The 22,771-nt window shown below is 72.5% G+C and carries 17 protein-coding genes; 7 read left to right on the top strand and 10 right to left on the bottom strand.

The window, feature by feature from the left end; all coding sequences use genetic code 11:
• Positions 1 to 6: 6 nt before the first annotated feature.
• Complete coding sequence (locus tag AUL35_RS05635; RefSeq protein ID WP_244493671.1) at positions 7 to 954, bottom strand: ROK family protein; 948 nt, start codon at positions 952 to 954, stop codon at positions 7 to 9.
• A gap of 49 nt (positions 955 to 1,003) precedes the next feature.
• On the opposite strand from AUL35_RS05635, the gene AUL35_RS05630 reads away from it, so the two are divergent.
• Positions 1,004 to 1,726: a copper homeostasis protein CutC gene (locus tag AUL35_RS05630; RefSeq protein ID WP_062012884.1), complete on the top strand. Its 723-nt coding sequence runs from the start codon at positions 1,004 to 1,006 to the stop codon at positions 1,724 to 1,726.
• Here AUL35_RS05630 and AUL35_RS05625 read toward each other — a convergent pair.
• From AUL35_RS05625 to AUL35_RS05610, 4 genes are all read right to left on the bottom strand, one after another.
• On the bottom strand, positions 1,723 to 3,207 hold the full coding sequence (locus AUL35_RS05625) for an MDR family MFS transporter (RefSeq protein WP_062012882.1): 1,485 nt from the start codon (positions 3,205 to 3,207) through the stop codon (positions 1,723 to 1,725). The genes AUL35_RS05630 and AUL35_RS05625 overlap by 4 nt on opposite strands.
• Before the next feature lie 151 nt (positions 3,208 to 3,358).
• Complete coding sequence (locus AUL35_RS05620) at positions 3,359 to 3,562, bottom strand: hypothetical protein (protein ID WP_062012880.1); 204 nt, start codon at positions 3,560 to 3,562, stop codon at positions 3,359 to 3,361.
• A 112-nt stretch (positions 3,563 to 3,674) separates the two neighbouring features.
• On the bottom strand, positions 3,675 to 4,301 hold the full coding sequence (locus tag AUL35_RS05615) for an alpha/beta hydrolase (RefSeq protein WP_062012878.1): 627 nt from the start codon (positions 4,299 to 4,301) through the stop codon (positions 3,675 to 3,677).
• 64 nt (positions 4,302 to 4,365) lie between these two features.
• Positions 4,366 to 5,316, bottom strand: a complete 951-nt coding sequence (locus AUL35_RS05610; protein WP_062012876.1) for a ring-cleaving dioxygenase — start codon at positions 5,314 to 5,316, stop codon at positions 4,366 to 4,368.
• Positions 5,317 to 5,457: 141 nt separating this feature from the next.
• Between AUL35_RS05610 and AUL35_RS05605 the strand changes: the two genes are divergently transcribed.
• The gene (locus AUL35_RS05605; RefSeq protein WP_062012874.1) at positions 5,458 to 6,360 is read left to right on the top strand and encodes a LysR family transcriptional regulator; all 903 of its coding nucleotides are present in this window, start codon (positions 5,458 to 5,460) and stop codon (positions 6,358 to 6,360) included.
• Between the two features lie 65 nt (positions 6,361 to 6,425).
• Here AUL35_RS05605 and AUL35_RS05600 read toward each other — a convergent pair whose 3' ends face one another.
• Complete coding sequence (locus AUL35_RS05600) at positions 6,426 to 7,769, bottom strand: dicarboxylate/amino acid:cation symporter (protein WP_062012871.1); 1,344 nt, start codon at positions 7,767 to 7,769, stop codon at positions 6,426 to 6,428.
• A gap of 226 nt (positions 7,770 to 7,995) precedes the next feature.
• On the opposite strand from AUL35_RS05600, the gene AUL35_RS05595 reads away from it, so the two are divergent.
• The 3 genes from AUL35_RS05595 to AUL35_RS05585 all read left to right on the top strand — a co-directional run bounded on the left by AUL35_RS05595 (position 7,996) and on the right by AUL35_RS05585 (position 13,268).
• The gene (locus AUL35_RS05595; RefSeq protein WP_082666136.1) at positions 7,996 to 9,843 is read left to right on the top strand and encodes an ATP-binding protein; all 1,848 of its coding nucleotides are present in this window, start codon (positions 7,996 to 7,998) and stop codon (positions 9,841 to 9,843) included.
• Positions 9,840 to 11,189: a sigma-54 dependent transcriptional regulator gene (locus tag AUL35_RS05590; RefSeq protein WP_062012869.1), complete on the top strand. Its 1,350-nt coding sequence runs from the start codon at positions 9,840 to 9,842 to the stop codon at positions 11,187 to 11,189. The genes AUL35_RS05595 and AUL35_RS05590 overlap by 4 nt, the downstream gene beginning before the upstream one ends.
• 93 nt (positions 11,190 to 11,282) lie before the next feature.
• Positions 11,283 to 13,268, top strand: coding sequence for a response regulator (locus AUL35_RS05585; protein ID WP_062012867.1), 1,986 nt, complete (start codon positions 11,283 to 11,285; stop codon positions 13,266 to 13,268).
• A gap of 21 nt (positions 13,269 to 13,289) precedes the next feature.
• On the opposite strand, the gene AUL35_RS05580 is transcribed toward AUL35_RS05585, so the two are convergent.
• Positions 13,290 to 15,656 (bottom strand): EAL domain-containing protein, encoded by a 2,367-nt coding sequence (locus tag AUL35_RS05580; protein WP_062012964.1) that lies wholly within the window; start codon positions 15,654 to 15,656, stop codon positions 13,290 to 13,292.
• Positions 15,657 to 15,840: 184 nt separating this feature from the next.
• Here AUL35_RS05580 and AUL35_RS05575 point away from each other — a divergent pair, with 184 nt between their 5' ends.
• Positions 15,841 to 17,103 carry a glycosyltransferase family protein gene (locus AUL35_RS05575; protein ID WP_156417852.1) on the top strand — a complete coding sequence of 421 codons (1,263 nt, stop codon included), beginning with the start codon at positions 15,841 to 15,843 and terminating at the stop codon, positions 17,101 to 17,103.
• Positions 17,100 to 18,395: a glycosyltransferase family 4 protein gene (locus AUL35_RS05570; protein ID WP_062012865.1), complete on the top strand. Its 1,296-nt coding sequence runs from the start codon at positions 17,100 to 17,102 to the stop codon at positions 18,393 to 18,395. The genes AUL35_RS05575 and AUL35_RS05570 overlap by 4 nt, the downstream gene beginning before the upstream one ends.
• Here the strand turns inward: AUL35_RS05570 and AUL35_RS05565 are convergent.
• The 3 genes from AUL35_RS05565 to AUL35_RS05555 are packed head-to-tail and all read right to left on the bottom strand — an operon-like array spanning position 18,385 to position 22,759.
• The gene (locus AUL35_RS05565; protein WP_062012864.1) at positions 18,385 to 19,734 is read right to left on the bottom strand and encodes a nucleotide sugar dehydrogenase; all 1,350 of its coding nucleotides are present in this window, start codon (positions 19,732 to 19,734) and stop codon (positions 18,385 to 18,387) included. The genes AUL35_RS05570 and AUL35_RS05565 overlap by 11 nt on opposite strands.
• Positions 19,731 to 21,629 carry a glycosyltransferase gene (locus tag AUL35_RS22010; RefSeq protein ID WP_062012862.1) on the bottom strand — a complete coding sequence of 633 codons (1,899 nt, stop codon included), beginning with the start codon at positions 21,627 to 21,629 and terminating at the stop codon, positions 19,731 to 19,733. Before AUL35_RS22010 ends, AUL35_RS05565 begins: the two co-directional genes overlap by 4 nt.
• Positions 21,617 to 22,759: a glycosyltransferase family 4 protein gene (locus tag AUL35_RS05555; protein WP_062012861.1), complete on the bottom strand. Its 1,143-nt coding sequence runs from the start codon at positions 22,757 to 22,759 to the stop codon at positions 21,617 to 21,619. Before AUL35_RS05555 ends, AUL35_RS22010 begins: the two co-directional genes overlap by 13 nt.
• Positions 22,760 to 22,771: the final 12 nt, after the last annotated feature.

Below are 22,771 nucleotides of genomic sequence, written 5' to 3'. Positions count from 1 at the left end.
GCCGTCTCAGAGCAGCGAGGCGCCGATCAGGCCGGCATCGGCGCCGAGCACCGAGCGCACGACCAGGGGTTCGGCGGTTCGGCGCAGGATGCGGGCCCGCACCGCCGCGTCGAGCGCCGCGACCAGCCGCTCCGAGTTGGACAGGCCGCCGGCCACCGGCACGGCGCTGGCGCCGGTCAGGTTCACCACCATCGCGAGCGGTCCCGACACGAGGTCGAGGTAGAGCTCGACCGCCTCGCCCGCCCCGCGTTCGCCCTCGTTCCAGGCGTCCACGATCGCAAGGCTCGTGCGCGGTGCGCCATTCAGGAAAGCGTCGAGCCGCTCGAGGCCGCGCGCGCTTCCCACCGCGTCGAGGCACCCCGCCTGCCCGCAGCCGCACGCGAAGGGCTCCAGCGCGCGCGTGCCGACGAGCCGGCGGCCCATGACCGGCCCGTGGCCCCATTCGCCCGAGACGCCGCCCGCCCCTTCCACGATGCGCCCGTCCACCACCAGCCCGCCACCGACGCCGCTGCCGAGGATGATGCCGAAGACGATGCGCGCCCCTTGCGCGGCGCCCCGCTGCGCCTCGGCGAGCACGAAGCAGTCCGCGTCGTTGGCGACCCGAACGGGCCGCCCGAGCGCCGCCGAAAGCTCGGTCCCCAGGCGTCGGCCCGAGACGCAGGGAATGTTGGCCACCGTCGCGATCCCGCTCTCGGGATCGGCGACGCCGGCGATCGAGAGGCAGAGCGGCACGCTGGCCGGCGCCGCGCCGCACAGCTCGGCAAGGCTCGCCGCGAAGGCCGGCCAGTCGCCGGTGGCGGTGGCCACGCGCCGCTCGTCGCGCAGCGCCCCCGCCTCGTCGACCGCGGCGAACTTGATGAAGGAGCCGCCGATATCGGCGCAGAGGCGGCGGGGGGAAGCGGGTTGCGTCATGGCGGGGCTTCGGGCAAGGGCGGCGGATCGGGTGAGGCTCAAGCCTCGTCCTAGCGGGAAGCGCCCGCTCGTGCCATCCGCGAGAACCTCGATGAGCCGTCCCCTTCTGGAAATCTGCGTCGACACGCCGGAGGGCCTCGGCGCCGCGCTGCGCGGCGGGGCGGACCGGATCGAGCTCTGCTCGAGCCTGGCGCTGGGCGGCCTGACGCCGACGCCCGGGCTGATCGCGCTGGCCGCGCGCGCGCCCGTGCCGGTCTACGCCATGATCCGGCCGCGCTCGGGGCCGTTCCGCTATTCCCGCGCGGAGCTGGACGCGATGCGGCTGGAGATCGAGGCCGTGCGCCGGGCCGGGCTCGCGGGCGTCGTCTTCGGGGCGAACCGCGCGGACGGACGGCTCGACGCCGAACCGCTGGCCGAGCTCATGGCCGCCTCGGAGGGAATGGGCCGGACGCTCCACCGCGCCTTCGACCTCGCGCCCGATCTTGGCGAGGCGCTGGAGGCGGCCGTCTCGCTCGGCTTCGAGCGCGTCCTCACCTCGGGCGGGGCCTTGCGCGCGCCAGATGCCGTGCCGACGCTGACGCAGCTCGTGCAGCAGGCGGAGGGACGCATCGCCGTCATGCCGGGCAGCGGCGTTCGCGCCGGCAACGCGGCGGCCCTCCTGCGCGACACCGGCGCGCGCGAGATCCACGCCTCGGGCCGCCGGCCCCTTCGCCCCAATCCCGAGATGGCGCGCTGGGGCTTCGACGTCGCGGAGCCGGCCGACACGTCGGAAGACGAGGTGCGGCGGCTTCGCGCGGCGGTCGACGCGGCCTAGACCTCGACCGGCAGCGCTTCGACCGGTGCGTCCGTCTTGGCGGGCGCGGGCCGTGGCACGAGAAGCGCAAGGCCGAGCGTCGCGAGCGCGATCAGGAACACGCCGAGGAAGGTGAGGTGCAGCGAGGCGCCGAGCGCCAGCCGCGCCGCGCCGTCCGCTGCCAGCGTTCCCGTCTGTTCCAGAAGGCGGCGGATCTCCTCGAAGCCGCCCGCCGGCCCGCCTCCGGTCGCGAGCGACAGGCTGAACACGGCGCCGAGCGCGCTTGCCCCCAGCGTCGAGCCGAGGTTTCGCGCGAAGACGTTGGAGGCGGTGGCCGCGCCCCGCTCGCTCCAGCCCACACTCCCCTGGATCATCACGATGGCGGTGGTGTTGAGGAAGCCCATTCCGAGGCCCATCACCACCGAGCCGAGAGCGGGCACGAGCGGCGACATGCCGGGACTGAGGACCAGGAAGGCGATCGCGCCAACCGGCAGCAGAACGGCGCCGAAGACCAGCGTCGGCCGCAGGCCGAAGCGCTTGAAGTTGCGAGCGGCGATCGTCGCGCCCACCGGCCAGCCCAGCACCATCGCGGTCAGCGTGAAGCCCGCCACCAGCGCCGACTGGCCGAGCACGCCCTGCACGTACATCGGCAGGAAGGTGGTGAGGCCGATCACCGACATGCCGCTGAAGAGGGTCGCGGCGTTGACGGTGAGGATCGAGCGACGCGACCAGAGGCGCATGTCCATCATCGGGTCGGCGGCGCGCCGCTCCTGCGCGAAGAACAGCGCGAGCGCCGCAACGAAGACGACGGCCGAGACGGCGGCGACGGCCCAGTCCTGCGTTCCCGCTTCCGTCAGCGCCACCATGAGCGCGGCGACACTGAGGGCGAAGAGCCCGGCGCCGAGCCCGTCGACGCGCCGGCGCTCGTGCACCATGTCCTCGCGCAGAAACAGGAAGAAGCCCGCCGCCGCCAGAAGGCCGATCGGCAGGTTGATCCAGAAGACCCAGGCCCAGCTGAGGTTGGCGACGATCAGCCCGCCCGCGAACGGCCCGACCACCGAGGACACGCCCCAGACGCTGGCGAGGAACCCCTGGATCTTGGCGCGCTCCTCCATCGTGTAGAGGTCGCCGATGACGGTCAGGGCGACCGGCTGGATCGCGCCCGCCCCAAGACCCTGGATGAACCGGAAGGCGATGAGGCTCGTCATCGACCAGGCGAAGCCGCACAGGATGGAGCCGATCAGGAACACGGCGATCCCGAAGAGGAGCACCGGCTTGCGGCCGAACGTGTCGGCGAGCTTGCCGAACACCACCGTGGTGGCGGTCTGGGTCAGGAGGAAGGACGAGAAGACCCAGGCGTAGAGCTGGAGGTCGCCGAGCTGGCCGGCGATCTGCGGCATGGCGGTCGAGACGATGGTCGCCTCGATGGCGATCATGGCCATGGAGGCCATCACGGCGGCCAGGATCAGGGGCCGGCGGCGGACGGTGGATTCGGCATTCATGAGGGCGGAACCGATCGATCGGGCCGCGGAAGATCGCGGCGCGCGGCAAAGGCGTCGCCATCGCCGGCCGCGTGCCGGACGACGGGGATCGTCAGGGGCGCAAACTAATGCGCTTCCGCGTCGGGGAAAAGGGCCGAAGAGCGGCCCTGCGTCAGCGCGTCAGCGCCGCGTCCGCCAGAAGCGCGGGCGGGGCCTCGCGGTGGGTCGCGGGCAGCGTGCCGAAGACGAAGGCCGCGACGAGGCCGAAGGCGGCGAGCGTCAGCGCGCCGTCGCGCCAGCGGCGCAGCGTCTCGCGGCGCGAGCCGGGCACGCGGCGGCGCGAATCCGTGGCGGAGGCGGGGTCGATCGACGTCATGAACGCGATCCTAAGGCCACGGCCCCGCGCCCGCCAGAAACGGGATGCCCGGCCCCGCGGCCCCGCGCGCAACGGATGTCGCGCGCAGGGCCCTGTTCGGAGCAAACTCGTCTCAGGCCGCCGCGGGCTGCGGCAGCGCGGCGAGGAAGTCGCGCGCCGCCGAGACGTCGATCTGCGTCAGGCCGTGGCCGGCGGGAACCGTGCGATGCTCTACGCGTGCGCCCGCCACCTCCAGCTGGCGTGCTAGGCGCTCGCCCTCGCCAGCCGGCATGATCGGGTCCATCGCGCCGGACAGGACGAGAACCGGCAGATCCCGCAGATCGGCTGCGGGCGGCTCGCGCAACGGCACCATCGGGCGGATCAGCACCGCGCCCGAAAGCACGCCGGGATGGAGGAGCAGGAGGGCCGCCGCGATGTTGGCGCCGTTCGAGAAGCCGAGTGCGACCGGCGCCGCCAGCTCGTAGGCCTGGCGCGCCTCGCCCACGAAGGCGGCAAGCTCTCCTGCGCGCCGGCGCACGTCCGCCTCGTCGAAGACGCCCTCCGCCAGACGGCGGAAGAAGCGCGGCATGCCGTTCTCCAGCACCTGCCCGCGCGGCGACAGGAGGCTCGCGCCCGGCGCGACCATCTCGCCGAGCCCGAGAAGATCGGTCTCGTCGCCGCCCGTCCCGTGTAGCAGCAGAAGCGGCGCGCGCGGCACGGCGCCGGCGCGGAAGCGGTGGATGTGGGAGAGCTCGGTCATGGGTTTCGTCCGTCTCGAAAAGGCGAACCGGACGGGCGGACCCGTCCGGTGATGTCATCGCATCCTATGCGGCGCGGCGCTCGCCCAGCCCGAGGTCCGGCAGCACCGCCTCGATGGCGGCGCGGTGCGCCTCGTAGGGCGCGGGAAGCTTCAAGCTGGTCCCGAGGCTTTCCAGCGGTTCGTCCACCGCGAAGCCGGGGATGTCGGTCGCGATCTCGAACAGGACGTGGCCGGGCTCGCGGAAGTAGACCGAGCGGAAGTAGTTGCGGTCCTTCTGCTCGGTGGTGGTCAAGCCGTGGTTCTCGGCAAGGCGCTGCACCATCGCGGCTTCCGCCGCGTCGTCGGCGGCGCGGAAGGCGATGTGGTGGACGCTGCCCGCGCCCGGGCGAGGCTTCAGGAAGCCGCCGACGGCGCGAATGTCGACCACCCCGCCGACGCCGAGGTCCGGCACGGCGAAGCGGGTCGTCGAGCCCTCGCGGCCGATCTCGCGGAAGCCGAAGACGTCGGTGAGGATCGCCCCCGTCGCCCCGACTTCCTCCAGGAGGAGGCTGACGGAGTGGAAGCCGCGGATCGCGTGCTCGGGCGGAACCGCGCCGTCGCTCCAGCCGGTCTCCCGTTCGGCGCCCGGCACCGCCACCAGCGCCATGCGCATCCCGTCGCCGTCCTGGAACGAGAGAACGGTCTCTCCGAAGCGGCGCACGATCGCTTGGTGCTCGACGCCCTTCTCCAGGAAGCGGTGCGTCCAGTAGCCGATCGAGCCCTCCGGCACGCGGAACACGGTCTCCTGCGTCTCGCCGACGCCGAGCCGGCCGGGGGCGGCGTTCTCCCATGGGAAGAAGGTCAGCACCGTGCCCGGCGCGCCGGCGCCGTCGCCGTAGTAGAGGTGGTGCGTGGACGGGTCGTCGAAGTTCACCGTGCGCTTGACGAGCCGCAGCCCAAGAACGCGCGTGTAGAAGTCGACGTTGCGCGCCGCCGAGCGGGCGATCGCGGTGACATGGTGCAGGCCCTTGGACATGGCGCTTCTCCCTGGTCGTGCGAGGCTCGGTGGCGTCGCCTGACCCGAAAGCTATGCGCAATGATCGACCTTGTGAATGAGGGTAGGAATTGCGTTTTTGCAATGGCATGATTGCCGGGCGACGCAGCCGGAAGGGGTGACATGTCCAGTCCGATCGACAGCCTGTCCTGGGACGATCTGCGCCTGATCCGGGCGGTCGCGACGCAGGGCACGCTGCCGGGCGCGGGGCGCGCGCTGCGGCTCGACCATTCCACCGTGTTCCGGCGGCTGCGGCAGGCCGAGACGGCGACCGGCCTCACCTTCTTCGAGCGCGACCGGCAGCGCCTCGTCCCGACCGCGGCGGGCGCGCAGATCACCGCGCTGGCGCTGCGGCTCGGCGAGGAGATCGACGCGGCCTCCCTGCGCATGGCGGGTGCCGAGCCGGGGCTCGAGGGCGAGATCCGCGTCACCACCAACGACTCCCTGCTGCTTCACCTCCTGACGCCAGCCTTCGCGGGCTTTCGCCGGCGCCATCCGCGCATCCGCCTCGACGTCCTGATCGCCAACCAGGCGCTGAACCTGTCGCGGCGCGACGCGGACGTGGCGGTGCGCGCGACCGACCGGCCCCCCGACACGCTGGTGGGGCGCAAGGCGGCGCGCATCGCCTGGGCGCTCTACGGCGCGCGGGGTGGCGATGGCGGCACTGAGGGCGACTGGGTGGCGCTCGGCGAGACGATGGGCGCGCTGAAGGTGGTGCGCCAGGCGGTGGAGCGGGTGCCGGAAGCGCAGCTCGTCTACCGCGTCGACTCGGTGCTGGCGCTGGCGGCGGCGGTGGAGGCGGGGCTCGGCGTCGGCCACCTTCCCTGCTTCGTCGCCGACGCGCGGCCGGGTCTCAGGCGCCTCGGCGCGCCGGAGCCCGATTTTGCGACCGACCTCTGGCTCCTGACCCATGCGGACCTGCGCCGCGCGCCGCGCGTGCGCGCGCTTCTCGACGACCTGGCAGCCGCGATGGCCGAGCGCCGCGCGCTGATCGAGGGCGAGGAGCCGCAGCCAGACGGGCCTTGAGCGGACACGAAAAGGCCGGGCACCGAGGCCCGGCCTTTCCTGTCCTGTCCTGTCGAGGGGCGGCCCTACTCGGCCGGAACGGGACGCACCGCGTGCGCCTCGTATTCCGGCGCCGGGCCGTGGCCGTTCAGGGCCGCGTGCAGGCGGTCGGTATCGAGTTCGCCCTCCCAGCGCGCCACCACCAGCGTCGCCACCGCGTTGCCGACGAGGTTGGTCAGCGCGCGGCACTCCGACATGAAACGGTCGACGCCCAGAATCAGCGCCATGCCGGCGACCGGCACCGTCGGCACCACCGAGAGCGTCGCGGCCAGCGTGATGAATCCCGCGCCCGTGATGCCCGCCGCGCCCTTGGACGAGAGCATGGCGACGAGCAGGAGCAGGATCTGCTGGCCCCAGGTGAGGTCGGTGTTGGTGGCCTGCGCGATGAACAGCGCGGCCAGCGTCATGTAGATGTTGGTGCCGTCGAGGTTGAACGAGTAGCCGGTCGGGATCACGAGGCCGACCACCGACTTCTTGGCGCCGGCGCGCTCCATCTTCTCCATCAGCGTCGGCAGGGCGGCCTCCGACGACGAGGTGCCGAGCACCAGGAGGAGTTCCTCCTTGATGTAGCGGATGAGGGCGAAGATCGAGAAGCCGTTGTAGCGGCAGACCGCGCCGAGCACGACCACCACGAAAAGCAGCGAGGTCAGGTAGAAGGTGCCGACCAGCATGGCGAGGTTGGCGATCGAGCCGACGCCGTACTTGCCGATCGTGAAGGCCATGGCGCCGAAGGCGCCGACCGGGGCCGCCTTCATGAGGATGGCGACGAGGCGGAACATCGGCGCCGACAGCGCCTGCAGGAAGGAGAGGACCGGCTGGCCCCGCTCGCCCACCATGCCGAGCGCGATGCCGAAGAGCACCGAGAAGAACAGGACCTGGAGGATGTCGCCGGACGCGAAGGCGCTGACGATCGTGGTCGGGATGATGTTCTGGAGGAAGCCGACCAGCGTCTGGTCGTGCGCCTTGGCCGCGTAGTCGGCGACCGCCTTGGTATCGAGCGTGGCGGGGTCGATGTTGAGGCCGGAGCCCGGATGCACGACGTTGGCCACCACGAGGCCGATGATCAGCGCCAGCGTCGAGAAGGTCAGGAAGTAGATCATCGCCTTGCCCGCGACGCGACCGACCTTCTTCAGGTCGCTCATGCCGGCGATGCCGGTGACGATGGTCAGGAAGATGACCGGGGCGATGATCATCTTGACGAGCTTGATGAAGGCGTCGCCGAGCGGCTTCATCGCCTCGCCATAGGCGGGGTAGTAGTGGCCGAGCGCGACGCCGATGGCGATCGCGACGAGAACCTGAACGTAGAGCTGGGCGTAGAGCGGCTTGCGCCGGGGCGGCTCGGCGGCGTGGACGGGCATGCTGGCGGCCATGGTCTTCCTCCCTTTGCGGTTTTTGGGGCCGGCAGGCCGGCGGGAGCCGTCCGGCGAGGCGGACAAAGGCTCCGGTGATCATCTTGCAAGCCGCGTGCCAGTTGGTTCCCGCAGGGCAGATATGCCGGAACGCCGGGGCTCGGGACGGGGTTGTGCCGCTTTCGCGCCCCGGCGCGTGCGGCGATCCGCTCGACAGGCTCCGACCTTGTGCGATAATCCACACAGGATGAACCGTCCCGTCCCGCCGCCGGCGCCCGCTTCCCGGCCCTGGCCCTCGCCCCAGCGGATCGCGGCGCTAGCGATCCTCCTCGCGCTCGGAGGCCTTCTGACCGAGGGCGCGGGGCGCCTGGCCGAGCGCCGCGCCGTGGCGGCGGTGGCCGCGGAGGGCCAGGCCGCTTGGCCGCTCGCCTCCGCCGCGCTGCTCGCCGAGATCGACCGCCAGCGCACCGTGCCGGTCGTGCTCGCGCAGGAAGGCAGCATTCGTGCCAGTCTGCGCCTGCCGCTCGCCGCCAACCTCTCGGCCGTGAACGAGAAGCTGCGGCTTCTCGCCGGGCAGACGCGGGCGCAGGTCATCTACCTCCTGGACAAGGACGGCCGGGCGGTGGCCGCCAGCAACTACCGCGAGCCCGACAGCTTCGTGGGATCGGACTACCGCTTCCGCCGCTACTACGCGCAGGCGATGGCCGGCGGCTCGGCCCAGCAATACGCGCTCGGCACGGTCAGCGGGCGGCCGGGCATCTACCTGTCGCAACGCGTCGACGAGGGCGGCGCGCCGCTCGGCGTGGTGGTGGCGAAGGTCGAGCTCGGCGCCGTGGAGCGGGCTTGGGCCGGCACGGGACGCCCGACCTTCGTGACCGACGCGCAAGGGGTGGTCCTGGCGACGGGCGTGCCGGACTGGCGCTTCCACGCGGTCGCCCCCCTCTCGGTCGGCGACATCGCCAAGGCCCGCCTCGACCTGCAGTCGCCCGACGCCGACCTCACCCCCCTTCCCGGCGCGCGGCAGCTGGAGGACGGCCAATGGCGCCTTTCCAGCGGCCGCGAGGCCGGGCGGTTCGTCGAGACCGTCGCCCCGCTCGCCGACGGGCCGGAGGGCTGGCGCCTGCACATCCTCTCGCCGGTCGACGGGGCACGGCGCGCGGCGGGCATTCCCGCGCGTCTCGTCGCCGCGCTGACGCTGCTCCTCCTGGCGCTCGCCGCCTTTCTCCTCGCCCGGCGCCGGCGACGCGAGCAGGAGAAGCGCGACGCGCTCGCCCGCACCGCGCAGGCGCTGGAGGAGGCGGTCGCCGAGCGCACCGTCGAGCTGACCCGCGCCAACGGACGGCTGGAGCGCGAGATGGCCGAGCGCGCCGAGGCGCAGAACCGCATCATCCGCCTGCGCGACGACCTCGCGCAGGCCAACCGCCTGGCGACGCTCGGCCAGATCACGGCGGGCGTCGCGCACGAGATCAACCAGCCGCTCGCCGCGATCCGCACCTATGCCGAAAACGCCGGCCGCTTCCTGGAGCGCGCGCAAGAGGAGGCCGCACGCGAGAACCTTTCGCACATCGTCGGGCTGACGGAGCGCGTCGGCTCGATCACGGGGACGCTGCGCTCGATCGCGCGGCGCCCGGCCGGCGGGCGTGCGCGGGTCGAGCTGCGAGAGGCGCTGGACGGGGCGATGCTTATGCTCTCGACGCGGCTCGCCGAGCAGGGCATCGCCGTCGCATTGCCGGACGCGGGGGGCTCGTTCGCGGTCGAGGCCGACCGGCTGCGGCTCGAGCAGGTTCTGGTCAACCTCCTGCGCAACGCGATGGACGCGCTGCGCGGACATCCCGCGCCGCGCATTGCGATCACGCTCGAACGTGGCGAGGGCCGGGTGCGCCTCGCGGTCACGGATAACGGGCCGGGCCTCTCGCCGGAGCAGATGGAGCGCCTTTTCACGCCCTTCTCCACCACCAAGCCCGACGGGCTGGGCCTCGGCCTCGTGATCTCGCAGGACATCGTCTCCGAGTTCGGCGGCCGCCTGTCGGCCGGTCCTGCGCCGGGCGGCGGCGCCTCCTTCCTGATCGATCTGCCGCGGGCGGAAAACCGATGAGCCATTCTGCCGAACCCCGGATCCTCTTCGTGGACGACGAGGCGCACCTGCGCGCGGCCACGCTCCAGACCCTGGCCCTCGCCGGGCTGGAGGCCGTGGGGGCCTCGTCCGCCGCCGAGGCGCTGGAGCGGGTCGCCGACACGGAGCCGGCGGTGGTCGTCACCGACATCCGCATGCCCGGCACCGACGGCATGGCGCTGTTTCGCCGCCTCCACGCGCTCGACCCCGACCTGCCGGTGATCCTCGTCACCGGCCACGGCGACGTCGAGCTCGCGGTCGGCGCCCTCAAGGAAGGGGCCTACGACTTCATCGCCAAGCCGTTCGCCGCCGACCGGCTGGTGGAAAGCGTGCGGCGCGCGGCCGAGAAGCGTCGTCTCGTTCTAGAGAACCGGCGGCTGCGCGAGGCCGCCGAGGCGGTGGACGAGGACCTGCCGCTGATCGGCGAGACGCCGGTGATCCAGCGCCTGCGCCGCACGCTGCGCCAGATCGCCGACACGCAGGTCGACGTCCTGGTGGAGGGCGAGACGGGATCGGGCAAGGAGGTCGTGGCCTCGCTGCTCCACGCCTGGAGCCGGCGGCGCGCGCGCCCCTTCGTGGCGCTCAACTGCGGCGCGCTGCCCGAGAGCGTGATCGAGAGCGAGCTCTTCGGCCACGAGCCCGGCGCCTTCACGGGCGCGGCCCGGCGGCGCGTCGGGCGCATCGAGCACGCGAGCGGGGGCACGCTGTTTCTGGACGAGATCGAGTCCATGCCCCCCGCGCTCCAGGTCCGCCTCCTGCGGGTTCTGGAGACGCGCAGCGTCGAGCCGCTCGGCACCAACGAGCGGCGCGAGTTGGACCTTCGCGTGGTGGCCGCCGCCAAGGTCGATCTCGGCGATCCCGCCCGGCGCGGCGCCTTTCGTGAGGATCTCTTCTACCGGCTGAACGTGGTGACGCTTCGGATCCCGCCCTTGCGCGAGCGGCGCGAGGACGTCCCCCTCCTCTTCCACCACTTCCTCGGGCGCGCCGCGCGGCGCTTCGGCCGGCCCCTGCCCGAGATCGGCGCGGCGGTGCGGCGGACCTTGTCTGAGCACGACTGGCCCGGCAACGTGCGCGAGCTCTCGCACTATGCCGAGCGCGTGGCGCTCGGCCTGAGCGAGGAGGACGAGCCCGCCGAGGCGCCGACCCGCGATGCGGGCGGTTCGCTCGCCGAGCGGGTCGAGCGCTTCGAGGGCGAGGCGATCCGCGAGACGCTGCGCCGGCACCGGGGCGAGGTGCGCGCCTCGCTGGAGGCCCTCGGCCTGCCGCGCAAGACCTTCTACGACAAGCTCCAGCGCCACGGCATTGACCGCCGCTCCTTCGAGGACTGATCCGCGCCCGCCCTTGATCGCGGGCTCGTGCGCGCAACCTTGGATCGGTTCGGGCGCGGTCGGCGTCTCGTCCGCTCCGGGGAGATGCCAGTCATGACGAGCGCGCGGTTTCTGAGCGGCGAGGGCGAGATGGCCCGCCGCATGCGGGCGGCCGACTGGGCGGCGACGCCGCTGGGTCCGCCATCGGGCTGGCCGCGCGCGCTTAAGACCATGGTCTCGCTGATGCTCGCCTCGCGCCAGCCCATGTTCCTCGCCTGGGGCGAGGACGGGATCATGCTGTACAACGATCCCTACATCGCGCTTCTCCAGAGCAAGCACCCGGCCGCCTTCGGGCAGCGCTTCCGGGAAACCTGGAGCGAGATCTGGGACGAGATCGGCCCGCTCGTGGCCCGTGTCCACGAGGGCGAATCCGTCCACTTCGACGACATCGCCCTGCAGGTCGAGCGCAACGGCCACGTCGAGGAGGCGCATTTCGCCTTCTCCTACACGCCGGTCTACGGCGAGGACGGAAGCATCGACGGTCTCTTCTGCGCCTGCAACGAGACGACCTCCCAGATCCTGGCCGAGCGCGCCAAGATGGAGGCGCTGCAGGCCGCCGAGGAGGCGAACCTCGCCAAGTCGCAGTTCCTGGCCAACATGAGCCACGAGTTGCGCACGCCCCTCTCGGCCATCATCGGCTACAGCGAGATGCTGATCGAGGAGGCCGAGGAGGGCGCGGTGGCCGGCGACCTCGTGCGCGACATCCGCAAGATCGAGAGCAACGCCCGCCATCTCCTCGGCCTCATCAACGACGTTCTCGACCTGTCCAAGGTCGAGAGCGGCAAGATGGACCTCTATGCCGAGACCTTCGACGTCGCAGAGATCGTCGCCGACGTCGCCGCGACCGCCCGGGCGCTCGCCGAGAAGAAGGACAACCGGCTGGAGGTCGAGTTCGAGGGCGAGGTCGGCGCCATGCACAGCGACATCACCAAGCTGCGCCAGATCCTCCTCAACCTCCTCAGCAACGCCGCCAAGTTCACGCAAGGGGGCACGATCACGCTGCGCGCCGAGCGCCGCGGCGACACGCTGGTCTTCTCGGTCTGCGACACCGGCATCGGCATGACGCCCGAGCAGCTGGAGCGCCTTTTCCAGCGCTTCGCCCAGGCCGACGCCTCCACCACGCGCCGCTTCGGGGGAACGGGCCTCGGCCTGTCGCTCACCAAGGCCTTCAGCGAGATGCTGGGCGGCGGCGTGTCGGTGGAGAGCCGCCCCGGCGAGGGCAGCACGTTCCGCCTCACCGTTCCGGCGCGGCTGCCCGATGCCGCCGAACCGGACGCGGCCCCCGGCCCCGCCCAGCTGCCGCAGGGCACCGACACGGCCGGGCGCCACACGGTTCTCGTGATCGACGACGACACGGCCCAGCGCGAGCTGATGACGCGCTTCCTGGCGCGCGAGGGCTTTGCCGCCATCACCGCGCCGGACGGCCAGACGGGCCTGGCCATGGCCAAGGAGATGCGCCCGCGCGCCATCCTCCTCGACGTCATGATGCCGGGCATGGACGGCTGGACCGTGCTCGCGCGCCTGAAGGCCGATCCCGAGCTCGCCGAGATCCCGGTGATCATGGTGACCTTCGTCAGCGAGCGGGCGCTCGCCTCCTCGCTCGGCGCCTCGGACTACGTCGCCAAGCCCGTGCAGTGGGAGAGCTTCCGGCTCGTCATGGACCGGTTCCGCGAGGAGGCGGGCGACGTCCTGGTGGTGGACGACGACGAGGACGCGCGCGATCGGCTGCGCCACGCGCTGGAGCGCGACGGGTGGAGCGTGTCGGAGGCCGGCAACGGCCGCGAGGCGCTGGACCGCGTCGAGGCCGCGCGGCCCCGCGTCATCCTGCTCGACCTCACCATGCCGGTCATGGACGGCTTCAGCTTCCTCGACGCGCTGCGCAGCCGGCCCAGGGACCGCGACATTCCCGTGATCGTCCTGTCGGCCCGCAGCCTGACGCAGGAGGAGCGCACCCGCCTCGAAGGGGCCGACCGAGTGATGACCAAGGGCATGGTCTCCTTGAGCGAGGTCGCCTCCAACGTGCGCGCGGTGACGCAGTAGCGAGGGATCGCGCCGCGCCCGTCAGGCCGCCGAGCCGTGCCGGGCGAGCGCCCCGCGCCCGGCTTCCAGCCGCTCGGGGCGGCCGATCAGGAAGCCCTGCGCCGCGTCGCAGCCGACCGCGGCGACGAGGTCCATCTGCGCCTGCGTCTCGACCCCTTCGGCCAGGATCTCGATGCGCATGTCGCGCGCGATCTGCGTCATGCCGCGCAGCACCGCCAGCGAATGCCGGTCGCTGTCGGCGGTCGCGACGAAGAGCGGGTCGATCTTGATGCGGTCGAGCGGAAAGTCGCGAAGGTGCGCCAGCGACGAGTTGCCCGTGCCGAAGTCGTCCATGGCCACGCGCACCCCGAGCTGGCGGACGGCATGGAGCACGCCCGCGACCTGCGCCCCGTCCTCCACGATCGCCGTCTCGGTCATGTCGATCTCGAGGCGCGAGGCCGGCAGTCCGCTGCGGTTGAGCGCCTGGGTGAGGTGCGACAGGAAGAGCGGCGAGCGCAGTTGCACGGCCGAGACGTTGACCGAGACGCTCAAGCCCTCCTGCCAGGTCGAGGCCTCGCGGCACGCCTCCTCGAGGACCCATCGGCCGATCTCGATGATCTGGCCGGTCTCTTCGGCGAGCGGCACGAAGCGCGCGGGCTCGACGGCGCCGTGGAGCGGGTGCTCCCAGCGGATCAGGGCCTCGCGGCCGCTGACGCGATCCGCTTCGAGCGACAGGATCGGCTGATAGGCGAGGTGCAGCTGGCCCCGCTCCATTGCCGTGCGCAGGTCGTTCTCGAGCACCTGCTGCTCGGCCACCGCTTCCAGCATGCCGATGCGATAGCTGGACACGCGCCCCCGTCCCCGGCGCTTGCTCTCGTAAAGCGCGATATCGGCCCTTTGCAGCAGCTCCGTCGCGTCGCGCGCCTCGGCCGAGCCGCACAGGCCGATGCTGCAGCCGATCGAGACGCTGAACCCGTCGACCACGAAGGGCCGCGCGACGGTCTCGACGATGCGCGCGGCGATCTCGACGGCGCGCGCCGGCTCGTCGTGGACGAGGATGGCCAGCTCGTCGCCGCCCAGCCGCGCGGTGAAGCCCGACGCCCCGACCACCGCCAGGATGCGCTGCGCGACCTGCACCAGGAGCGCGTCGCCCGCCCCGTGGCCGTAGGTGTCGTTGACGGCCTTGAACCGGTCGAGATCCACCATCAGGAGCTGGAAGCGCTGCTTGGGGTGGAAGTTCTCCTCCATGCGCTGCTGCAGCGCGCGCCGGTTGGCGAGGCGCGTGAGCGGGTCCTGGAACACGAGCTCGGCGATGCGGCGCTGCGCCTCGCGATCCTTGGTGACGTCGTCGAAGGTCATCACCACGCCGCCCGTCGCCACGGGCCGCAGCTCGATCTCCATCGTGCGGCCATTGTCCATCACGTAGTCGAACAGCGTCTGATGGCTTCCGCCCATCCATTCCTCGGCCCGCGCGCAGGCGCGCAGGCGCCGCTCGGCGCTCCAGCCCTTCGCGTCGCCGATCGCGCCGATCACCTCGCCCGGCGACATGCCGAGGCGAAAGACGGCGGCGTCAACCTCGAAGATCTCGGCGTAGCGATGGTTGAAGAGCTGCAGGCGGCTGAGCTCGTCGAAGTAGAGGAGCCCGTTCGACATGTTCTCGAGCGCGGTCGACAGGATCGCCGAATGGGCCCGCTCCTGCGCGTCGAACCGCTTGGCGGCCAGGATCGTGACGAAGGCGCCCAGAAACAGGACGGCCGCGCCGATCGCGGTGAAGAGGCTGAGGAGGATGCCGTGGTCCGCCCCCTCCCGCGCGCCGTCGATCGCGGTGATCGTCGTGCCGGCGAGCGAGGCGAAGTGGGCGCCGGTCACCGCGAGCGTGAAGAGCGCGCAGGTCCGCCAGCGCGAGCGCCCGATCGCGGGCCGTCCGCGCGCGAGCGCCAGACAGGCGGCGCCCAGGCCCGACGCGGCCACGCTCACGGCGATCGGCGTCTCGCGCAGGCACCCCTCGATCGCCGCCATGCCGGTCTGGTGCATCACCCCGATGCCGAGCCCGGCCAGGGCGCCGAGCGCGGCCCGAATCGCGAAGTGCTCGACGCGGACCGAGAGCGCGAGCGGGACGCCGACCCCCACGATCGCCGCGATCGCCGAGAGAAGCGTGGTCGCCCCGTCGAAGCCGAGCAGGAGATCCGGCCTGTAGCCGAGCATGGCGATGAAGTGCGTCGTCCAGACCGTGACGCCCGCGACCAGCGCCAGCCCCGGTAGCCAGAGCCGCTGGTAGCGCGCGCGCGTCGCGCTCGCTGTGCGCATGATGTCGGCCAGAAGCCAGCCGCCGACGAGGCAGATGGCCAGGGCGGCCGCGACGAAGCCGAGGGAATGGTCGGCGGCCAGGGAGACGAGCGAGGCGATCATGACGCAGCGCACGCTAGGGGAATGATGTGACCAAGCCCCTCAGGGACATGGTTGATCAAACGTAAGGCCGCCGAAAGCCCGGCTTTCGTTTTCCTGTGCAGACCGGATTTCCCGTCCGGCCCCAAGCGGCGTAGTATGGGTGCAAACGGTCGGGCACGGCAGGACGAGCTTCGAGAATCCGCATATGCTGAATTCGCCCTTTCCGGCCGATCGACGCGAACCCGCGCGGGCCCCTCGCATCCTCATCTACAGCCACGACACGTTCGGGCTCGGCCATATCCGGCGATGCCGCGCCATCGCCAACCGCCTGGCCCCCGGGCTCGGGCGGCCCTCGATCGTGATCATCTCGGGCTCGCCGATGATCGGCAGCTTCGAGTTCGGCGACGGCATCGACTTCGTGCGCGTGCCGGGCGTGGTGAAGCTGCCGGACGGCACCTACTCGACCTCCAGCCTCTCGCTGGACCTCGAGGAAACGGTGGCGATGCGCGCGGCCGTGATCATGGCGACCGCCCGCAGCCTGCAGCCCGACATCCTAATCGTCGACAAGGAGCCGGCGGGCTTCCGCGACGAGCTGCTCGACACGCTCGCCTACCTGCGCGCGGCGGGCACGCGCATCGTGCTCGGCCTTCGCGACATCCTGGACGAGCCGGAGGTGATCGTGCCCGAGTGGCGGCGCAAGGGAGCGCTCAACGCGCTGGAGCGCTTCTACGACGAGATCTGGATCTACGGCCTGCGCGAGATCCACGAGCCGCTCGCCCCCTTCGACCTTCCCGAGGCGGTGGCGCGGCGCATCAACTACACCGGCTATATCCGCCGCGAGCTGCCGCCCCGCCCCCAGACCACGCGCTATCCGCGCCTGACGCGCGAGCCCTTCGCGCTGGTGACGACGGGCGGCGGGGGCGACGGCGAGGAACTCATCGACTGGGTGATCTCGGCCTACGAGGCGGACGGCGAGATCCCGCTCGGCGCGCTTCTGGTGTTCGGCCCCTTCATTCCCCGCTCGCGCCGGGCCGCCTTCATGGAGCGCATCGCGCAGCTTCCGCGCGTCGACGCGATCACCTTCGACACCAAGATCGAGTATCTCATGCAGCGCTCCGAGGGCGTGATCGCCATGGGCGGCTACAACACGTTCTGCGAGATCCTGTCGTTCGACAAGCGCGCGCTGATCGTGCCGCGCCGCACGCCGCGCCTCGAGCAGACGATCCGGGCCGAGCGCGCCGCCGAGCTCGGCCTCGTCGCCATGCTGGACGGCGCCATGCTGGAGCCGGGCGGGCGGCGCGACCCGCGCGTCATGGCCGAGGCGATCCGCGCGCTCGCCCGCCAGCCCCTGCCCTCGGCGAGCTTCCCGCCGGGCCTTCTCGACGGGCTCGACCGGATCGAGGAGGCGACCCATGCCCTCCTGCATCCCGAAACGAAGCGCGCCGGGCTGAGCGCCGTCCGCGCATGAGGGCCGAGAGCGACGCCGCCCTGCCGGGCGCGCCGGCGCGGCATCTGGCGGTCGTGGTGAAGGGCTATCCGCGCCTGTCGGAGACCTTCGTCGCGCAGGAGATCCTGGCGCTGGAGGCGGCGGGCTTCGCGATCGAGATCTGGTCCCTGCGCGAGCCGACCGACGGGGCGCTGCACGAGCTGCACCGGCGCATCCGGGCGAGCGTCCACTACCTGCCGGAATATCTCTACCGCCAGCCCTTACGCGTCCTGCGCGGCCTCCTCCACGCGCGCCGCCTGCCGGGATGGCGCGCCTTCCTGCGGGCGGCGCTGCGCGATCTGCGGCGCGACCCCTCGCCCAACCGGATGCGCCGGCTCGGCCAGGCGCTGGTCCTGGCGCGCGAGCTCGACCCCGCGCTTCCCCATATCTACGTCCACTTCCTCCATACGCCCGCCTCGGTCGCGCGCTACGCCTCGCTTCTTCGCGCCGGCACGTTCAGCTTCTCGGCCCATGCCAAGGACATCTGGACCACCTCGGACTGGGAGAAGCGCGAGAAGATCGCCGAAAGCCGCTTCGGCGTGACCTGCACGCGGCAGGGATTCGAGGAGCTGCGGCGCCTCTCGCCGCCGGGCGACCCGGACCGCGTGCGCCTCGCCTATCACGGGCTCGACCTGTCGCGCTTTCCCCCGCCGCCCGAGCGCGCCGCGGCGCGCGACGGGCGCGACCCGGCCGACCCCGTGCGGATCGTGACGGTCGGGCGCATGGTCGCCAAGAAGGGGTTCGGCGACCTTCTCGGCGCGCTGGCAAGCCTTCCCGCCGACCGGCACTGGCGCCTCGTCCATGTCGGCTCGGGCGAGCTCAAGACGGCGCTGAAGGCGCAGGCGGACACGCTCGGCCTGTCGGATCGCATCGAATGGCGCGGCTCGCAGCCGCAGGACGCGGTGATCGCGGCGCTGCGCGAGGCCGACCTCTTCGCGCTCGCCTGCCGCGAAGGGGACGCGGGCGATCGCGACGGGCTGCCCAACGTCCTGATGGAGGCGGCCAGCCAAGGGCTCGCCATCGTGTCGACGCGCTACGCGGGCGTGCCGGAATTCGTCACCGACGGCGAGACCGGCCGGCTCGTCCCGCCCGCCGAGCCCGAGGCTCTCGCACGGGTGCTCGGCGAGACGATCGCAGACCCGGCGACGCGCGAGCGCTTCGGCCTCGCCGCGTTCGAGCGCCTTCGCCGCGACTTCTCGCTCGACACGGGCATCGCGACGCTCACGCGGCTCCTGGACGAGAGCCTCGCCGCCACGCCGCCCGTCAGGCCTTGACGACGCGACCGAGGTCGAGCCCGCGCCTGGCAAAGGCGTTGCGCGTATCGAGGCCGAGCCGCATGTGGCGGGCCACCAGCGCGTAGTCCACGTCGTCGTGGTCGGTGGCGACGAGCACCGCGTCGAAGCCGGCCACCGTCTCGGGCGTCAGCTCGACCGAGCGACGGCCTGCGAGCGCCGCGTGCTCGCGCGTCGGCCCGATCTCGGGCACGTGGGGGTCGTGGTAGCGCGTCACGGCGCCCCGGTCCTCCAGGATCTCGATCAGGCGGAACGAGGCGCTCTCGCGCGTGTCCTCGACATTGCGCTTGTAGGCGACGCCGAGCACGAGGATCTCGGCCCCGTTGAGCCCGCGCCGGAATCGCCGGTCGAGCGCTTCGGCCAGGCGGTCCACCACGTGGCGGGGCATGGCCGTGTTGATCTCGCCGGCCAGTTCGATGAAGCGCGTCGGCACCTCGAACTCGCGCGCCTTCCAGGCGAGGTAGAAGGGGTCGATCGGGATGCAGTGGCCGCCCAGGCCCGGCCCCGGCTGGAAGGGCATGAAGCCGAAGGGCTTGGTGGCGGCGGCCCCGATCACGTCCCAGATGTCGATGCCCATGGCGTCGTAAACGACCTTCAGCTCGTTCACGAGGGCGATGTTGACCGAGCGGAAGATGTTCTCGGTGAGCTTCACGGCCTCGGCGACCGAGGGGCTGGGGACCGGCACGGTGGAGGCCATGGCCGCGCCGTAGAGCGCGTCGGCGAGAAGAAGCGCGTCCGCGCCGTCGCCGCCCACGATCTTCGGGATGTCGCGCGTGCCGTAGTCCGGGTTGCCGGGATCCTCGCGCTCCGGCGAGAAGGCAAGGAAGAAGGTTTCGCCCGATCGCTCGCCGCCCCGCTCCAGGATCGGCTTCACGACCTCGAGCGTCGTGCCGGGCCAGGTGGTGGATTCCAGGACGACCAGCTGGCCGGGCCGCAGCACTTGCGCGATCTGGCGGCTCGCGCGCTCCACGAAGCCGAGATCGGGCTCGCGCTGGCGCGTGAGCGGGGTGGGCACGCAGATCAGGACGGCGTCCGCCTCGCCGAGGCGCGTAAAATCCGCCGTCGCCTCGAAGCGGTTCTCGGCGATCGCCTCGCGGATCGCGTCGGAGGCGATGTGGCGGATGCCGCTCTCGCCCCGGTTCAGGAGCGCGACGCGGCGCTCGTCGATGTCGAACCCGAGCACCGGAAAGCCGGCGCGGCAGAGCGCCAGCGCCAGAGGCAGGCCGACATAGCCGAGCCCGATGATGCCGACGCGCGCCTCGCGCCGGCGGATGCGCGCGAGAAGCTCGGCGGCATGGGGGTTCGTCGGGGCCTCGCTCATCGCGGCGCCTCCTCGTGTGGGGGTTGGAGGTCGAACACCTCGCGGGCGTCCGCGAACCGCGCGCCGGGATGGGCCGCCAAGCGCTCCAGAAGTTGCTCCGCGAAGCGCCAGACCGCCGGGTCGTGGACGAGATGGTGGGTCAGGAGACCCACCGGCTCGTCGCGAGCGAGATCACGGGCAAGCTTCCGAAGCGTTTCCGCCTCGTCGGCCAGCCCTCGCCCGCCGTGCCAGAGGATCGGGTCGCAATGGGTGTTGGCGACGGCGAGCCCGTCGCGCGAGGCCCCGGATCTCGCGCCGAAGGTCGAGAGGCCGCGATAGCCAAGCGCGGCCAGACCCGGCACGAGCCCTGCATCGATCCGGTTCCAGGGCGGCACGAGGACAGGCAGCGTCCGCGCGCCGAAGAGTTGGCGGAGCGCGGCGAGCCCTTCGGCGAGCTCGGGCAGGATCTCGTCGGCGGGACGCCCCCCCAGCTCGCGCCGCTTCTCGCCCGGCGGCGCGTGGTTGAGGTGCGCTATGCCGTGGGCGAGGATCGCCGCGTCCTCGCCCTCAAGTCGCCGGGCCAGGGCGTCCGTCGCAAGGTGCGGGCTGACGGCGAGCGCCAGCGGCACGCCTGTCCGGCGATGGAGGGCGAGAAGCGTGTCCAGCGCCATGGTGGGCTCGGCCGCGTCGTCGTCGCGCCACCAAAGGGTCGCGGGGCGCCCGGACGCCGCTCGCTCGTCCAGTGCCGAGCCGAGCGCGACCCAGGCTTGCGCCGTCTGCTGCGCGCGCGCGCCGGCCGCCTCGACCAGCGCGACGCTGCGCGCGACGCCCTCCGTGTTCACCGACGCACCGGCGCCTTGCGGAAGTTCGCGAGCCGTCTCCACCGCGCGGACCAGCGCCTCGGGCGACAGATCGGCGGCGGGCAGGAGCACGGCGCGTCCCGACGCCGCCAGCCCCTCGGCGCGCAGGCGCTGCTCTTGCTCCGAGCCCTCCTCGAAGGGCACGAGGACGGCCGGCGTGCCGGCAGCGGAGAGATCCAAAACCGTGTTGTAGCCGCTCTGGCTGACCGACACGGCGGCGCGGGCGAGAAGCGCCGGGAAGTCGGGGCGCGCGCGCTCCACCACGAGCCGCTCGTGGGCGCCGGCGGCCAACGCGGCGAACTCGGCCTCCGGCACGCCGTGGCCGACGAGGACGCGCCAGGGCGGCCCTTCCCCGCCGCCGAGGCGCGAGGCGGCGACGGCTGCGCGAAACAGCGGCAGGCCGGCGGTGCCCCCGCCGCCCGAGACCACGATCTCCCGGCCGCGCGGCCCGCCGGGCAGCGCGGGGCGGTCGGCGACGTAGCCCGTGTAGAGGAGGCGCGGGCGGAGAGCCTCGCCCACCGGCCAGGACCGCTCCAGCGGCACGGCGCTTGGGTCGCCGTGGACGAGGACGCCGTCGTAGCGCTCCGCAACGACGCGCTCGGCCCACGCCGCCTTTTCCGGCCTGGAGGGCGGGTTCAGGATGTCGCGCACCGATGCGAGGAGCGCCGGGCGGTCGGGCCGGTCCCAGGCGGCCGCGACCAGCGCCTCGAACTCGGCTCGCAGCGACCGGCGACCGAAGGGATAGGTTTCCGTCACCACCACGTCGGGACGGGTGCGGTGGAAGGCGCCGAGCAGCGCCTCGCGCCGCGCGCCGCGCAGCGCATCGTCCAGCACCTGGCCATCCTCGCCCCACAGGACGCGGAAGTCGGCGTCGCGGCAGTGGACGGGGGGAAGCTGCACGAGACCCAGGCCGGAAACGTCGAGGTTCGGGACCGGTCGGCCGCCGCTGGCGAGGCAGACCTCGTGGCCGGCGGCCACGAGGCCCCGACCGAGGAGCGCCGCCCGGGCGAGATGGCCGACGCCCAGGAGATGGGTAACCGCGATCAGGACGCGCATGGGACGCCTCGCGACAGGAGCGGCGCGAGCGCTTCGCGCAAACGCCGCGCGGCCGCCTCGAAGCCATGGAGCGTCCGGACCCTTTCCCGCGCGCCGGCCCCGAGCCGGGCGAGCCAGGCACGGTCCGCGGCCAGACGATCCAGCGCGGCGGCGTAGGCGCCGGCGTCCTCCGGCTCGACGAGAAGGCCCGACACGTCGTCCTCCACCACGTCCGGCACGCCGCCGTAGCGCATGGCGAGCGCCGGACGCCCGTGTCGGGCGGCTTCCAGATAGGTCATGCCGAAAGCCTCGTTGACACCCGGCCAGACAAGGAGGTCGGCGCCCTCGACCAGCGCGGCGAGCCGGACGGGATCGGCGACGAGGCCGTGGAAGCGCACGCGCTCTCCGAAACCGGCGAAGGCCGCCTCCACCTCGCCGCGCGCCGAACCGTCGCCGGCCACCTCCAGCCTCCAAGAGCAGCGCGCGCGCGCCAGCGCCTCGGCAAGGAGCCGGTAGGAACGGAGCTTGTCGCTCGGCCGCATCATGGCGACCGTCACGAGGCGCAGCGGACCCGCCGCGAAGAGGGGCGCGGGCTCGCCCGATCCGGCTTCCTCCACGAAGGGCGGAAGGAACACGATCCCCTCCCCGTCGCCCCGCAGGCGGCGCAGGGCCGTTTCGTCGCGGCGGGCAAGAACGAGGTGGAGGTCGGCCGCCCGCGCCGCGTCCGTCGCCTTGCGATGAAACATGTCGAAGGGGCCGCCCGCGCGCTTGTCGGCATGCGAGGCCTCAGCGAGAACGTAAGGGATGCCGAGCCGGCGCGAGACGGCGGGGCCGAGGAGGTCGGGCGCCTTGTAGTAGCTGTGATAGGTGAACCAGAGGCGCGGTCGTGAGCCGACGGGGCGGCCCGAAAGGTCCCCCGCCACCCGCTCCGCCTCCCCGGCCCCGGCGGCGGCGAGCTCGGCCTGCGCCGCGCCGTCGCCGGAAAAGGCGCTGAAGCGGCTCGCCACCTCCGGCGCGAAGCCCGCCCGCTCGAGCGCTGAGAGAAGCAGGCGTGCCATCGTGCGGTCGCCCGAGGGCACCGGATCGTCCGGCGACTTCAGGGGCGCGTAGAAGCTGATCGGCGGGCGAAGCGCCGGCGGGACGGATGGCATCGCTTTGAGCCG

The organism is Aureimonas sp. AU4 (assembly GCF_001463765.1).
Classification (GTDB): domain Bacteria; phylum Pseudomonadota; class Alphaproteobacteria; order Rhizobiales; family Rhizobiaceae; genus Aureimonas.
This window is presented reverse-complemented; position numbering and strand designations above follow the sequence as displayed.